Source organism: Microvirga terrae (assembly GCF_013307435.2).
Classification (GTDB): Bacteria; Pseudomonadota; Alphaproteobacteria; order Rhizobiales; family Beijerinckiaceae; genus Microvirga; species Microvirga terrae.
On record NZ_CP102845.1, the window covers coordinates 4,760,001 to 4,773,967 of the forward strand.

11 protein-coding genes and 1 rRNA gene are annotated in these 13,967 nt (G+C 65.3%); 8 read left to right on the forward strand and 4 right to left on the reverse strand.

Annotated elements, in window-relative coordinates; all coding sequences use genetic code 11:
- Positions 1-109 precede the first annotated feature (109 nt).
- Positions 110-1,596 (reverse strand): 16S ribosomal RNA (locus HPT29_RS22355).
- 621 nt (positions 1,597-2,217) lie between these two features.
- Here HPT29_RS22355 and HPT29_RS22360 point away from each other — a divergent pair.
- Positions 2,218-4,254, forward strand: a complete 2,037-nt coding sequence (locus tag HPT29_RS22360) for a M23 family metallopeptidase (protein WP_173945085.1) — start codon at positions 2,218-2,220, stop codon at positions 4,252-4,254.
- A gap of 6 nt (positions 4,255-4,260) precedes the next feature.
- The gene (locus tag HPT29_RS22365; protein WP_173945086.1) at positions 4,261-5,178 is read left to right on the forward strand and encodes an AEC family transporter; all 918 of its coding nucleotides are present in this window, start codon (positions 4,261-4,263) and stop codon (positions 5,176-5,178) included.
- A gap of 85 nt (positions 5,179-5,263) precedes the next feature.
- On the opposite strand, the gene gluQRS is transcribed toward HPT29_RS22365, so the two are convergent.
- Positions 5,264-6,136, reverse strand: a complete 873-nt coding sequence (gene gluQRS, locus HPT29_RS22370) for a tRNA glutamyl-Q(34) synthetase GluQRS (RefSeq protein WP_173945091.1) — start codon at positions 6,134-6,136, stop codon at positions 5,264-5,266.
- Between the two features lie 33 nt (positions 6,137-6,169).
- Here gluQRS and HPT29_RS22375 point away from each other — a divergent pair, with 33 nt between their 5' ends.
- Entirely contained in the window at positions 6,170-6,814 is a 645-nt protein-coding gene (locus tag HPT29_RS22375; protein WP_173945087.1) for a DNA-3-methyladenine glycosylase family protein, read from the forward strand.
- Between the two features lie 42 nt (positions 6,815-6,856).
- On the opposite strand, the gene HPT29_RS22380 is transcribed toward HPT29_RS22375, so the two are convergent.
- Together HPT29_RS22380 and HPT29_RS22385 are read right to left on the reverse strand one after the other, a co-directional pair.
- Entirely contained in the window at positions 6,857-7,627 is a 771-nt protein-coding gene (locus HPT29_RS22380) for an HpcH/HpaI aldolase family protein (RefSeq protein WP_173945088.1), read from the reverse strand.
- 62 nt (positions 7,628-7,689) lie between these two features.
- Positions 7,690-8,013 (reverse strand): DUF1476 domain-containing protein, encoded by a 324-nt coding sequence (locus HPT29_RS22385; protein WP_173945089.1) that lies wholly within the window; start codon positions 8,011-8,013, stop codon positions 7,690-7,692.
- Positions 8,014-8,251: 238 nt separating this feature from the next.
- Here HPT29_RS22385 and purC point away from each other — a divergent pair, with 238 nt between their 5' ends.
- The 5 genes from purC to purL all read left to right on the forward strand — a co-directional run bounded on the left by purC (position 8,252) and on the right by purL (position 13,963).
- Positions 8,252-9,046 (forward strand): phosphoribosylaminoimidazolesuccinocarboxamide synthase, encoded by a 795-nt coding sequence (gene purC / locus HPT29_RS22390; protein WP_173945090.1) that lies wholly within the window; start codon positions 8,252-8,254, stop codon positions 9,044-9,046.
- 958 nt (positions 9,047-10,004) lie between these two features.
- Positions 10,005-10,544, forward strand: coding sequence for a hypothetical protein (locus HPT29_RS22395; RefSeq protein WP_173946715.1), 540 nt, complete (start codon positions 10,005-10,007; stop codon positions 10,542-10,544).
- Between the two features lie 239 nt (positions 10,545-10,783).
- Positions 10,784-11,023, forward strand: coding sequence for a phosphoribosylformylglycinamidine synthase subunit PurS (gene purS / locus HPT29_RS22400; RefSeq protein WP_173946714.1), 240 nt, complete (start codon positions 10,784-10,786; stop codon positions 11,021-11,023).
- Positions 11,024-11,030: 7 nt separating this feature from the next.
- Entirely contained in the window at positions 11,031-11,729 is a 699-nt protein-coding gene (gene purQ, locus HPT29_RS22405) for a phosphoribosylformylglycinamidine synthase subunit PurQ (protein ID WP_173946713.1), read from the forward strand.
- A gap of 23 nt (positions 11,730-11,752) precedes the next feature.
- Positions 11,753-13,963: a phosphoribosylformylglycinamidine synthase subunit PurL gene (purL, locus tag HPT29_RS22410; protein ID WP_173946712.1), complete on the forward strand. Its 2,211-nt coding sequence runs from the start codon at positions 11,753-11,755 to the stop codon at positions 13,961-13,963.
- Positions 13,964-13,967 lie beyond the last annotated feature (4 nt).

The window sequence follows — 13,967 nt, forward strand, 5'->3', positions numbered from 1 at the left end:
CAGCGTCCCGCATAGCAGGGTCTGACTGACCCTATTGTTCCAAGTGTTCCGATATGAGCGACAGCCTGTTCGAGACGAACAGATGCCCCCAGTAAGAGAACATCCTTAGAAAGGAGGTGATCCAGCCGCAGGTTCCCCTACGGCTACCTTGTTACGACTTCACCCCAGTCGCTGACCCTACCGTGGTCGCCTGCCCCCTTGCGGTTGGCGCAGCGCCGTCGGGTAAGACCAACTCCCATGGTGTGACGGGCGGTGTGTACAAGGCCCGGGAACGTATTCACCGTGGCGTTCTGATCCACGATTACTAGCGATTCCGCCTTCATGCACTCGAGTTGCAGAGTGCAATCTGAACTGAGACGGCTTTTAAGGATTAGCTCCCCCTCGCGGGTTCGCTGCCCTTTGTCACCGCCATTGTAGCACGTGTGTAGCCCAGCCCGTAAGGGCCATGAGGACTTGACGTCATCCCCACCTTCCTCTCGGCTTATCACCGGCAGTCCCCTTAGAGTGCCCAACTGAATGATGGCAACTAAGGGCGAGGGTTGCGCTCGTTGCGGGACTTAACCCAACATCTCACGACACGAGCTGACGACAGCCATGCAGCACCTGTGTTCCCGCCAGCCGAACTGAAGAACCCTGTCTCCAGGATCCATACGGGACATGTCAAAGGCTGGTAAGGTTCTGCGCGTTGCTTCGAATTAAACCACATGCTCCACCGCTTGTGCGGGCCCCCGTCAATTCCTTTGAGTTTTAATCTTGCGACCGTACTCCCCAGGCGGAATGCTTAAAGCGTTAGCTGCGCCACTGACGAGCAAGCTCGCCAACGGCTGGCATTCATCGTTTACGGCGTGGACTACCAGGGTATCTAATCCTGTTTGCTCCCCACGCTTTCGCGCCTCAGCGTCAGAACCGGACCAGTCAGCCGCCTTCGCCACTGGTGTTCTTGCGAATATCTACGAATTTCACCTCTACACTCGCAGTTCCACTAACCTCTTCCGGTCTCAAGCCATGCAGTATCGAAGGCAATTCTGTGGTTGAGCCACAGGCTTTCACCCCCGACTTACAAAGCCGCCTACGCGCCCTTTACGCCCAGTGATTCCGAACAACGCTAGCCCCCTTCGTATTACCGCGGCTGCTGGCACGAAGTTAGCCGGGGCTTCTTCTGCGGGTACCGTCATTATCGTCCCCACTGAAAGAGCTTTACAACCCTAAGGCCTTCATCACTCACGCGGCATGGCTGGATCAGGCTTGCGCCCATTGTCCAATATTCCCCACTGCTGCCTCCCGTAGGAGTTTGGGCCGTGTCTCAGTCCCAATGTGGCTGATCATCCTCTCAGACCAGCTACTGATCGTCGCCTTGGTGAGCCATTACCTCACCAACTAGCTAATCAGACGCGGGCCGATCCTTCAGCGATAAATCTTTCTGCTCTCGCACGTATCCGGTATTAGCCCAAGTTTCCCTGGGTTATTCCGAACTGAAGGGCACGTTCCCACGCGTTACTCACCCGTCTGCCACTCACCCCGAAGGATGCGTTCGACTTGCATGTGTTAAGCCTGCCGCCAGCGTTCGTTCTGAGCCAGGATCAAACTCTCAAGTTGAAGAATTTGATCTCGACTATGTCACTACGCAAATTGACAGAGCACCTCCATCTCCAGCGTTGCCACTGAAGCGGTGTACTCACCAAAGCATAGATCAGGTCGATGTTCATTCCATCCGGCCCCAAAGGACCGGCGCAAGGACACCGCCGCCTACGCTTCTCTTCCCTCTCAACAATGTCAAAGAGCAACACATCTTCCGATGCGACCGATAAAAACAGACCTCCGCAGAACAGCGCTTGTTCCCGACCGAAGTCGGGCCCAACAGCCCGGTTTCTGAGGAAGATCTGGGCGCCGTTCGCGTCAGCGGCGGCGTCGATGGGGGGTATATAGGCCGAACCTCGCGGGCCTGTCAACGTGCTTCGTGAAAGTTTTTTGACAGGCCATCCTGCGGGGTTTCCGGCACTCCCCTCGCACAGGTTTTTTCCGCCCCTGCCTCACTGCCGACACAGTGCGGCCTGAAGCAGAGCCGCGGCGGGCGTCCGTTTCCGCACCCTCTATCCTCGGAGAGTTGGCGCGCCCTCTGCAAGCTTGTCTATTAGTCTGTGCGGTTGTCGTCTCTTGTGCTAGATGGCCTCTGGTGTCTGTGACAGCAACCCACCTCCTTCATGCCAGACAGAGATCATGACCGCTCTCCCCCCTGATGACAGCCATGCCAAGAGCTCCCGAAAGGAAGCTTCGCGTCTGTCGTCCGGCATCGATCTCGGACACGAACCTCCGCTCAATACCAGCGGCCATGCGGCGCCCGAGATCGACAAGTGGGAAGTGAACCTCCGCTGGCTGGGCGCCAGTGTCCTGACCGGCGTGACGGGCGCCGTCCTGATCGGGGCCTCCATCTACATCGCCCTCGAAGGGGCAACGACCTCCACCCTTCCTCCGGAGCGGGCCGCGCTCAACGGCCGGACTCCATCGGCAAGCATCGAAGAGCGGACCTCGAACGTGGCCCGCAAGGCCGACCGGCTCAACATGACGGAGCAGACCTCGTCCGCACGCCAGAGCTTCAAGGCCCCGATGACGATCCGCATCGGAGAGCGCGAGGCGATCAAGGTCCGCAACTTCGTCCGCATCGCCACGAATCTCTCCCTGAGCGCCGGAAGCTACGCGGCCGACATCCCAGCCTTCAATCCTCTGCGCCTCTTCGCGGAAGGAATGGACGAGCAACGCGTCGAGCCCACCCCGGAGGTTGCGGATGCGGACGTGTCGGTCCTCAGGCGCGATCTCGCCTCGGTGGCCATCGCGGCGAGCGCCCCGTCCCTGACCGACGGCGACGTGCTTGCGATCCTGGAGGAGGAGCGACGGGTCTTCAACGATGCGGGGCGCCGGACCTCGGTGCCGATCCCCGCCCAGCAGATGCTGTCCCGGACCCTGCGGCAGCCGGAAGGGCTGGGGGACGCCCTGGGATATGCCCGTGTCGTGGACGCACCCTTCAGCACGATCGAGGTTCGCGTCGTGCCTGAGAACGTAACCGAGCTTCCCAAGATCGAGCAGAAGGCCATGGCGCCGCTCGTCGAGGAGCGCGAGGTGGTTCTCAAGAAGGGAGAGACCCTCGAGACGGTCCTGCGCAGCTACGGAGGCACCCCCGAGCAGATCGCCGCAATCACGACGGTTCTGGCCGCCCGGATCAAGGTCGAGGGTCTGACCGAGGGCCAGAGGCTGCGCATTCTCATCGCCCCCGGCCCCCGGCTCGGCGATCCCCGGCAGATCGTCCGGGTGATCACCCTGGGAGAGCGGGGTATCGAGGGAATCGCCGCAGCCAACGACCGCGGCGTCTTCGTGTCGGTCACGCCGCCGGCCGACGAGAGGAACCGCCAGGTTGCCGAAGCCTCGGAGGAGGAAGAAGAGGACGACGATCGGCGCGGCGTGCGGCTCTACGAGAGCCTCTACGAAACGGCGCTCAAGAACGAGCTGCCCCGCCAGACCGTGGACGAGCTGGTGCGCATCTTCGGCTACGACGTGGATTTTCAGCGCCGGGTCTCGCAGGGCGATTCCTTCGAGATTTTCTATGGCTCCGACGACGAGAACGGCACGCCCGAGGTCCTTTATGCCGCCCTGACGGTGGCCGGGGAAGCCCGCCGCGTCTACCGCTATCAGGGCGAGGACGGCACGGTCGACTTCTTCGACGAATCCGGGCGCTCCCTCAAGAAGTTCCTAATCCGCAAGCCCATCTCCGATGGCATTCTTCGCTCGGGTTTCGGATCGCGCTTCCATCCGATCCTGGGCTATTCGCGGCCGCATACGGGCATCGACTGGGCCAACAAGGTGGGCACCCCGATCCTGGCTGCCGGCAACGGCACCATCCGCTTCGCCGACTGGAAATCGGGTTACGGACGTCATATCGAGATCCAGCACGCGAACGGCTATGTGACGACCTATTCCCACATGTCGGGCTTTGCCAAGAACATGGCGTCCGGCATCAGGGTCCGGCAGGGTCAGGTCATCGGTTACCTGGGCAGCACGGGTCTGTCGACCGGCCCTCATCTCCACTACGAGGTGCTTATCAACGGCAGCTTCGTCGATCCTCTCAAGATCCGCCTGCCGCGCGGACGGGAGCTCGAGGGCCGCGGGCTGGTGGATTTCAAGCGCCAGCGTGAGCAGGTCGACGAACTGATGTCCCACAGCGTCGCCTCGGCCACTCTTTCCCAGCGGGCCGAGCTCCGATAGAGCCCCATGCTCGAGCTTCTCGGGATCGTCCTGCCGGTCTTCGGCCTGATCGGCATCGGCTATGTCGCGCGCCAGACGGGCCTCATTTCCGAGCGGGCCGGCGAAGGCCTGTCCGAATTCGTCTTCACCCTGTCCCTGCCGTGCCTGATCTTCCGGACCCTCGTACACGCCGAGATCCCGGACGTTCAGCCCTGGGGCTACTGGATCTCCTATTTCGTCGGGGTTGCCGTCGTCTGGCTCCTGGCCACGGTGATCGGGCGGCGCTTCTTCGGGATCAAGGGGATTTCTGGCGTCGTCGCCGGCTTCTCGGCCGGCCAGGCGAACACCGTCTTCGTCGGCGTTCCGATAATCCTCAAGGCCTACGGGGACGAGGGCGCGGTTCCGCTCTTCCTCCTGATCGCCGTCCATCTGCCCGTCACGATGACCCTGGCGACGGTCCTGGCCGAGGGACGCCAGGCTTCGCCGGCCCTCGTCCTGCGCCGCCTCCTGACCCATCCCATCGTGGTCGGGATTCTGGCGGGCTCCGCCTGCCGCCCGATCGCCGCCCATGTGCCGGCTCCCGCCTGGCAGGTCATGGATCTCCTGGCGAGCGCGGCGGTTCCCTGCGCCCTCATCTCCATGGGCATCGCGCTGCGCCGCTATGGCCTCCAGACGGGCTGGAAGCTCCCGGCCGCGATCTCCTTCCTGAAGCTCGTGCTTCATCCCTTGATCGTGCTGGTGCTGGCCACAAAGGTGTTCGCCATGCCGCCGGTCTGGGCTGGCGTCGCGGTGCTCTTCGCCTCATGCCCGTCCGGGATCAACGCTTATCTCTTCGCGGAGCGGTACGGGGAAGGCGTTGCTCTCGCGTCGAGCGCCATCACCCTGTCGACGTTCCTCGCCTTGGGCACGACGCTCGTCTGGCTCTCCGTGCTCGGCGTGGGCTGAGGCGGACCTACGCCGGCGCATCGTGCGGAAAAGGCAGAGCCGGTTTTCGCTCACGCTGCTCTTCGGATCCCCGCTCAACGATGTTTTAGAAGCCGAGCCGCCGCCGGATTTCCTGCGGGGTCACGCCGTCGGCGCGCAGTTCCGACAGGGCTTGCGATTGCCGGCTCTTGGCCAGCTTGTCCCCGGTGGGATCGCGCACCAGTCCATGGTGGTGATAGAGGGGCGTCGGCAATGCGAGCAGAGCCTGAAGCAGCACGTGGAGATCGGTCGCGGCTTCGAGATCCTGCCCGCGCACCACATGGGTGACGCCCTGGAGGGCATCGTCCACCACCACGGAGAGATGATAGCTCGTCGGGGTTTCCTTGCGCACGATCACTGTGTCGCCCCAGCGCCAGGGAATCGCCGCGACCGTCTCCTCGCGGCCGTCCCGGTCGAACCGCCCGAAAGCATGCGGCCCCGGCAGGAGCCTCTGGGCCGCCGCCCTGTCGAGGCGCCAGGCCTGGGGCTCGCCGGCTGCGATCCGGCGCTCGGCCTCTGCGGCGGGCAGGTCCCGGCAGGTGCCCGGATAAAGCGGCGCGTCGTCCGGATCTCGCGGCCAGTCCCGGCCGCTCTCCGCCTCCCGGCAGGCGACGGCCTGCATGATGTCCTTGCGGCTGCAGAAGCAGGGATACGCGACGCCCCTCCCCCTCAGCCTCAGGAAGGCGGTTCGATAATCCGCGAAATGTTCGGACTGGCGCCGCACCGGCGTCTCCCATTGCAGACCGAGCCAGGCAAGATCCTCATAGATGGCCGCCTCGAAGTCGGGCCGGCATCGTGTGATATCGATATCCTCGATGCGCAGGAGGAGGCGGCCGCCGAATCGGCGGGCGAAATCGGCATTGAGCAGGGCCGAATAGGCATGGCCCAGGTGAAGCCGCCCGTTCGGGCTCGGAGCGAATCGGAAAACGGGCTTCGTCACGGGAGCCTGCAGGACGAGAAGGAACACGAAGGAATGACCACCCTCCTCGAAACGGATGCGGTTCTCAAGAGGGGCTTGGGCGAACTGGTACGGGCGGATCCCGTCATGGCGAAGCTGGCCGCCAGCGGGGTCACGCCGCTCCTGCGCAAACGGCCGCCCGGCTTCGAGGGCCTGGCCTGGATCGTCGTCGGCCAGCAGGTTTCGACCGCCAGCGCCGCTGCCATCTGGACCCGCCTCAGGCAGATCCTCGAACCTCCGGGGCCGGACGTTCTTCTCCGCCTTTCCGACGAGGATCTCCGCGCGGCTGGATTGTCGGCCGGAAAGGTCCGGACCCTGCGGGCCCTGGCGACGGAGATCGTGGCGGGCCGGCTTCCCCTCGACGGGTTGCAGAATCGGCCGGCCGGGGAGGCTCACGATCTCCTGACACGGGTGAAGGGGATCGGCCCCTGGACGGCGGACGTCTACCTGCTCTTCTGCCTTGGCCATCCGGACGCCTTTCCAAGCGGGGATCTGGCCGTGCAGGAAGCGGCCCGCCTCGCATACGGGCTCGAAGCGCGGCCGGACGCCAGAACCCTGACCGCCCTGGCCGAGCGATGGCGTCCATGGCGGGGAGTCGCGGCCAAGATGCTCTGGGCCTACTACCGCATGGTCAAATCCCGGGAGGGCGCTCCCGCCTGACCGGGACGTCGGCCGCCTCAGCCTCCCCTCCCCTGAAGGCCACTAGGCCCGTGCGGCCGTGAGGGCTGCGTGGGCGCCGGACCGGAGCATGGCGATGTCGTTGCCGATGGACACCATATGGAACCCCTTGGCGGACAGCTCCGCCGCGCGGGCTCCAGACTGCGTATAGATGGCGGCTACCTTGTTGGCCGCCTTTGCCCGGGCGAGCACATGATCCAGGGCCTTCTCGACTTCGGCCCCGGTGGGGTTGACGCCCGCCCCTCCGGCCAGGGCGATCGACAGGTCCGAGGGGCCGACGAAGACCCCGTCGATTCCAGGCACGGCCAGGATGTCGTCGACGATAGCCAAGGCCTCGCGGGTCTCCACCATGGCGAAGGCGACGGTCAGGTCGTTGGCCCTCTGCAGGTAATCCCCCGGCTCCATCCCGGTCAGCGGGAGGGCCCCATAGGCGCCCCAGCTGCGCTCGCCCATGGGCGGGAACTTCATGAAGCCGGCGAAGCGCCTTGCATCCTCGACGGAGTTGATCATCGGGGCGATCGCTCCCATCCCGCCGGCGTCGAGGAAACGCGAGGCTGTGGCGAAATCTCCCACGGGGAGACGGACCAGGGCCGGCTTCCCGGCAGCGGCGACCAGGGGCACGGCCTGGAGCGCGGCGGTGAAATCGATGGCGCCGTGCTGCATGTCCAGGACGACGGCATCGAACGCCTCCCGGGCCAGGATGCCGGCCACGGAAGGATCCGGCAGGCCGCACCATGCCGTCAGAAGGGAAGAGCCGGCTTTCAGCCGCTCGGGGAACGAAGGGTGGGTCGGCATGATGCCCCTCTGCTGCAACGGTTCTTCGGCGCCGGCCGGAGCCAGCGGTCGCCTGACGGGCATCAGCGCCCCGCTTTGATCTCCTCGACGGCCTGAGCCATCAACTGGCCAAGCTTGGCCCTGAGGGCAGTCTCGTCCAGCGGCTGCCCGGCAGCGCTCAGATCCTGATGCGCCTTGCGGATCACGTCCGCGTCCCCGGGCTCGTGGAAATCGGCCAGGACGATGCTCCTGGCATAGGCCTCCGCCTCGGCGCCGGACTTGCCCAGACGCTCGGCTACCCAGAAGCCCAGGAGCTTGTTGCGACGCGCGGTCGCCTTGAAGCGGTTCTCCTCGTCAAGGGCGAACTGCTTCTCAAAGGCTTCCTCGCGGTCGTTGAACGTGGTCACGGGTCCTGTCCTCCTGGCTTTTCCTTATGCGATATAAGGGCGCACTCGCGCTGCCGCCAGACACACCCCATCTCTCCAACGGTGCTTTCATCAGGTTGCAGGATTGCAGCCTGTCTCCCCGCGTTGTGCTTGCCCGAGGGATCGGATAGGTTGCCCCTTCAAGCGGAGCGCCGGTGAAAAGCCGCGCGTCACGCCAGCCGCGGATCTAAAAAATGACCATCCCCAGGAGCCACGGCAAATGGATTTTCTCAAACCACGGTACACGCCTATGAATCGTCGCCGTCGCATCTATGAGGGCAAGGCGAAGGTCCTCTATGAGGGCCCGGAACCCGGAACGCTCATCCAGCACTTCAAGGATGACGCGACCGCCTTCAATGCCAAGAAGCATGAAGTGATCGACGGCAAGGGCGTGCTCAACAACCGGATCTCGGAATACCTGTTCCAGCATCTGAACGATATCGGCATCCCGACCCACTTCATCCGCCGCCTGAACATGCGCGAGCAGCTGATTCGCGAGGTGGAGATCATCCCGCTCGAGGTGGTGGTGCGGAACGTGGCCGCCGGCTCACTGGCGACCCGCCTCGGCATCGAGGAGGGCACGCAGCTGCCCCGTTCGATCATCGAATTCTATTACAAGAACGACGCCCTCAACGACCCGATCGTGTCCGAGGAGCACATCACGGCCTTCGGCTGGGCCTCTCCCCAGGAGATCGACGACATCATGGCGCTGGCCATCCGGGTCAACGACTTCCTGTCCGGTCTCTTCCTCGGCGTCGGCATCCGCCTCGTCGACTTCAAGCTGGAGACGGGCCGCCTCTGGGAGGGCGAGATGATGCGCATCGTCGTGGCCGACGAGATCTCGCCGGATTCGTGCCGCCTCTGGGACATCAAGTCCAAGGACAAGCTCGACAAGGACCGGTTCCGCCGGGACATGGGCGGGCTGGTCGAGGCCTATACGGAGGTCGCTCGCCGGCTCGGCATCCTGTCCGAGAACGAGAACCCGGTCACGGGCGGCCCGCGCCTCGTGCAGTAAGGTCCGCGTGCCTGCCATCGTCCAAAGCCCGGCCGCCGCGCCGGGCTTTTTCATTGGCCGCCGGAGGGCACGGCACGCCTTCAGGGCAATGGCTTCCGTTGCACGGGTCCCGAGGGAGAGCGCGGTGCTTTTCCGATCGGGATGGTCCGGCACTGATCCTCTCCCCGTCGTCGCCGGCCCTTTGGCGGTGATCGCGATGCGGTGAGGCGGGGTGGGCCCGCCCCGATCCCCTCTCCCGGTCATCACCGGCCCTGTGCCGGTGATCCCGCTTGTTTGAGGTGCGGCGCTCTTCCGGATCGGGATGGCCGGCACAGGGCCGGCCATGACGGGCGCAGGGTGGCGGGACGGGGGAGCGTCACGCTGCGGTGCGGGTTTGTGATCTGTGGTGATGTCAAAGAGCCAGCACCTGCAGGCCCGCAGCCGTGGGGCTGCGAGCCTTCAGGATGATCGAGGGTGGCGCGAGTGGCAGCCCGGCTCGATGTCTGAGGTGATAAGCGAGAGCCAAGCTGCTCGTCGCGCACGGTTCTTTTCAGGCGGACCAGCTGGACGGAGCCCAAGGTCGGCCTCCTGCGCGCCCAGGGGTGCGAAGCCTGTCGCAGGACCGTGCCGGCTCCCACACTTGCGACGCCTCGCGAGCGCGCCCCTCGCAGGAACCGATCTGAACAACGATATAGCTTAGCTTGCCCCGCCTGTCAAGAACAAAGTGAGAACATCATCGCACCTACACCTGTCCACCACTCCCACGTCATCACCGGCCTTGGGCCGGTGATCCCGATCCGGGAAGCGCCGCACCTCACCGCATCGGGATGGCCGGGACAAGCCCGGCCATGACGTGGTGGGCGGGCACGGCGGGAGTCCGCGATCGGGACGGCGGCACCCACTCATTGTCCGTGCCAAGAACGGCCGGCGTGACAGAAAGCCATCGACCCGCCGGCCTGTTTCGCGCATAGATGGGGCCATGCCTTTCCGCCTGTTGCGTTTCAGCGTTCCGATCCTGGCTCTCGCTCTGTCCGTCGTGGGCTGCGGCTACATTCCCCGCCAGGTGGCCGGCCTGCCGTCCGACAGGCCGTGGGATGCCCTGCCCCTGCGCAAATGGCTGGCCGAGGACCGGGCTGAGCCGGTGGCCCTGGCCTTCTGCGCCCCGCCCGAATGCGGCCCGGGTCTGGCGGTGAGCGTCATCCGCCTGACCGGACAGGATGCGGATCTCACGGATGCCCTCCTGAAGGATCCGGAGCGACTGGCCCGGGCGCTGCGCTCGCCGGTCGGCCGGGACAGGCCCGTCAGAACCAGGATCACCGTGGCGCGCCTCAAGGATGCGCCCTACCCGGGCTTCGTGATCGATCTCGCGCCTGCCGATGGCAGCAAGCGGCCGGCCTACGGGGCCGCGCTCGGGCGTCGTTCCGGGGCCGATCTCGAGGTCGTCCTGGTGATCGGCGAGGCGCCGGATGCGGTGCGCGAGACGGCCAAGGACGTCGCTGCCCGCGAATTAGGCACATGAATCCGCGCCTGACGCATGTTCCTGCATTGAACCGACAGCCACTTCACCGGATCATGCTCTCGCGCATCTGCGAACAATGGACCCGGTTTTCCGCTTTCGATGATGCGACGCTTGAGGGATCCAGCATCGGATAAATCCCGAAGGTACAAAATCACTTCTGGGTCCGATGCTCTAGCCCGTTGTCTCCTGCGGCTAAATTCTTTATGGCCTTGGCCAAATCTTAACAGCCCGAGGCCCCCATGAAAGCGCGTGTCACCGTGACCCTCAAGAACGGCGTTCTCGATCCCCAAGGCAAGGCCATCGAGGGAGCCCTCAAGTCGCTCGGCGTCGAGGGCATCGACGGCGTGCGCCAGGGCAAGGTCTTCGACATCGAGCTCGGCACCACGGACAAGGCCAAGGCGGAAGCCGCCCTCAAGGCCGCCTGCGAGAAGCTCCTCGCCAACACCGTCATCGAGAATTACCGCGTCGAGATCGCGTGAGGCTCCCATGAAATCTGCCGTCATCGTCTTCCCCGGCTCCAATCGCGAAGGCGATGTGCTGCGGGCGCTCCAATCGGCCGGATCCCAGGTGGAGAAGGTCTGGCATGCCGAGACCGAGCTGCCGCAGGGCACGGATCTCGTGGTCCTGCCGGGAGGCTTCTCCTACGGGGATTATCTGCGTTGCGGGGCAATCGCCGGCCGCGCCACCGTGATGGACGCGGTGCGCGCCCATGCGGCGCGGGGCGGCCTCGTGCTCGGCATCTGCAACGGCTTCCAGATCCTGTGCGAATCCGGGCTTCTCCCCGGCATCCTGATGCGCAACGCCAATCTCAGGTTCATCTGCCACCGGCAGTTCCTGAGGGTCGAGCGCAACGACACCGCCTTCACCCGGGCCTATGCCAAGGGCCAGGCCATCGACGTCTGCGTGGCGCATGGCGAGGGCAATTACACGGCCGACGCGGAGACCCTGAAGCGGCTCGAGGGCGAAGGCCTGGTGGCGTTCCGCTATTCCGACCACCAGGGCCACACCACGCAGGATGCCAACCGCAACGGCTCCATGAACTCCATCGCGGGCATCTATTCCGAGAAGCTCAACGTGCTCGGCATGATGCCCCATCCGGAAAACCTGATCGAAGACCTCGTGGGGGGCACCGACGGCCGCGGCCTGTTCGAGAGCCTCGTGTCGTCCTTCCCCCGCGCCGCCTGATCCCTCCAGATTACGAGACCCCGATGATCCGCAACGACGTCGCCATCACCCCGGAGCTGGTCAAGGAGCACGGGCTGAAGCCGGACGAATACGAGCGCTTCGTGAACCTGATCGGCCGCGAGCCGACCATCACCGAGCTCGGCATCGTGTCGGCCATGTGGAACGAGCACTGCTCGTACAAGTCCTCCCGCATCCACCTGCGCGGCCTGCCCACGCAGGCTCCCTGGGTCATCCAGGGTCCGGGCGAGAACGCCGGCGTGATCGATATCGGCGACGGACTGGCCTGTATCTTCAAGATGGAGAGCCATAACCACCCGTCCTTCATCGAGCCCTATCAGGGCGCGGCGACCGGGGTCGGCGGCATCCTGCGCGACGTGTTCACCATGGGGGCGCGGCCCATCGCGTCACTCAACTTCCTGCGCTTCGGCGAGCCAGACCATCCCAAGACCCCTCACCTGGTTTCCGGCGTGGTCGCGGGCATCGGCGGCTACGGCAATTCCTTCGGCGTGCCGACGGTGGGCGGCAGCGTGGGCTTCGACAAGCGCTACAACGGCAACATCCTGGTCAACGCCATGGCGGTGGGCCTCGCGCGCACCGACGAGATCTTCTACGCCAAGGCGACGGGCGTCGGGAACCCGATCGTCTATCTCGGCTCGAAGACCGGCCGCGACGGGATCCATGGCGCCACGATGGCGTCCGCCGAGTTCGACGAATCCTCGGAGGAGAAGCGCCCCACCGTTCAGGTCGGCGACCCCTTCGCCGAGAAGCTCTTGCTGGAGGCCTGCCTCGAGCTGATGAAATCCGGCGCGGTCATCGCCATCCAGGACATGGGCGCGGCGGGCCTGACCAGCTCGGCCGTCGAAATGGGCGCGAAGGGCAATCTCGGCATCGAGCTCGACCTCGACAAGGTGCCCTGCCGCGAAGAAGGCATGACCGCCTACGAGATGATGCTCTCCGAGAGCCAGGAGCGCATGCTCATGGTGCTCAAGCCCGGCATGGAAAAGCAAGCCGAGGCCATCTTCCACAAGTGGGGCCTGGATTTTGCCGTCATCGGCAAGACCACCGACACCCTGCGCTTCGTCATCAAACACCAGGGCGAGGTGAAGGCCGACCTGCCGATCAAGGAACTTGGCGACGAGGCTCCTCTTTACGACCGCCCCTGGGTGGAAAGCCCCCGGCAGCCCGTGATTGCCCCCGAGAGCGTGCCGGCTCCCATGTCCGAGGCCGAGGCGCTCCTCAAGCTCGTCGGCTCGCCGGACCAGTGCTCCAAGCGCTGGGTGTGGGAGCAGTACGACCACCTGATCCTCGGCAACACGGTCCAGACGCCGGGCGGCGACGCCGCCATCGTGCGGGTCGAGGACGGTCCGAAGGGTCTGGCGCTCACCACCGACGTGACGCCACGCTACTGCGAGGCCGACCCCTTCGAGGGCGGCAAGCAGGCGGTGGCCGAGGCCTGGCGCAACATCACGGCGGTCGGCGGCCTGCCGCTGGCGATCACCGACAACCTCAACTTCGCCAGCCCCGAGCGTCCCGAATCCATGGGACAGTTCGTCGGCTGCATCCGGGGCATCGGCGAGGCCTGCAAGGCGCTCGACTTCCCGGTCGTGTCCGGCAACGTCTCGCTCTACAACGAGACCAACGGCCAGGGCATCCTGCCGACGCCCGCGATCGGCGGGGTCGGGCTCCTCGACGACGTGACGGTGAACGCCTCCATCGCGTTCAAGCGCGAGGGCGAGGCGATCCTCCTCATCGGGGCCACCCGGGGCTGGCTTGGCCAGTCGATCTACCTGCGCGACGTCTGCGGCCGCGAGGAGGGCGCTCCCCCGCCGGTGGATCTCGCCCTGGAGAAGCGCAACGGCGACTTCGTGCGCCAGCTGATCCGCTCCGGCCAGGTGACCACCGTGCACGACGTCTCGGACGGCGGCATCGCGCTCGCGCTCGCCGAGATGGCCATGGCGGGCCATGTGGGGGCCGAGATCACTGCCTATCCCGAGGGCTTCCCCCTCCATGCCTTCCTGTTCGGCGAGGACCAGGCCCGCTACCTCCTCGCCGTCGACGAGGACGTGGCGGCCGACATCCTCTACGAGGCCGGCGCGGTCGGCATCCCGGCCGTGACGCTGGGGCTCACCGGCGGCGATTCGTTGATTCTGCCGGGTCGGCAGGCCATATCCCTGAAGCAGTTGAAGGCAGCCCACGAAGCCTGGCTGCCGGACTACATGACCGGCAAGTCCTGAGGAG

What these genes read in the sequence shown, in the direction of transcription:
- HPT29_RS22365 (WP_173945086.1), top strand. Translation starts at nt 4,261, where the DNA reads ATGCTCGAGCTTCTCGGGATCGTCCTGCCGGTCTTCGGCCTGATCGGC.
- purC (WP_173945090.1), top strand. Translation starts at nt 8,252, where the DNA reads ATGGATTTTCTCAAACCACGGTACACGCCTATGAATCGTCGCCGTCGC.
- HPT29_RS22360 (WP_173945085.1), top strand. Translation starts at nt 2,218, where the DNA reads ATGACCGCTCTCCCCCCTGATGACAGCCATGCCAAGAGCTCCCGAAAG.
- HPT29_RS22380 (WP_173945088.1), bottom strand. Translation starts at nt 7,627, where the DNA reads ATGCCGACCCACCCTTCGTTCCCCGAGCGGCTGAAAGCCGGCTCTTCC.
- purQ (WP_173946713.1), top strand. Translation starts at nt 11,031, where the DNA reads ATGAAATCTGCCGTCATCGTCTTCCCCGGCTCCAATCGCGAAGGCGAT.
- HPT29_RS22395 (WP_173946715.1), top strand. Translation starts at nt 10,005, where the DNA reads ATGCCTTTCCGCCTGTTGCGTTTCAGCGTTCCGATCCTGGCTCTCGCT.
- HPT29_RS22375 (WP_173945087.1), top strand. Translation starts at nt 6,170, where the DNA reads ATGACCACCCTCCTCGAAACGGATGCGGTTCTCAAGAGGGGCTTGGGC.
- purS (WP_173946714.1), top strand. Translation starts at nt 10,784, where the DNA reads ATGAAAGCGCGTGTCACCGTGACCCTCAAGAACGGCGTTCTCGATCCC.
- purL (WP_173946712.1), top strand. Translation starts at nt 11,753, where the DNA reads ATGATCCGCAACGACGTCGCCATCACCCCGGAGCTGGTCAAGGAGCAC.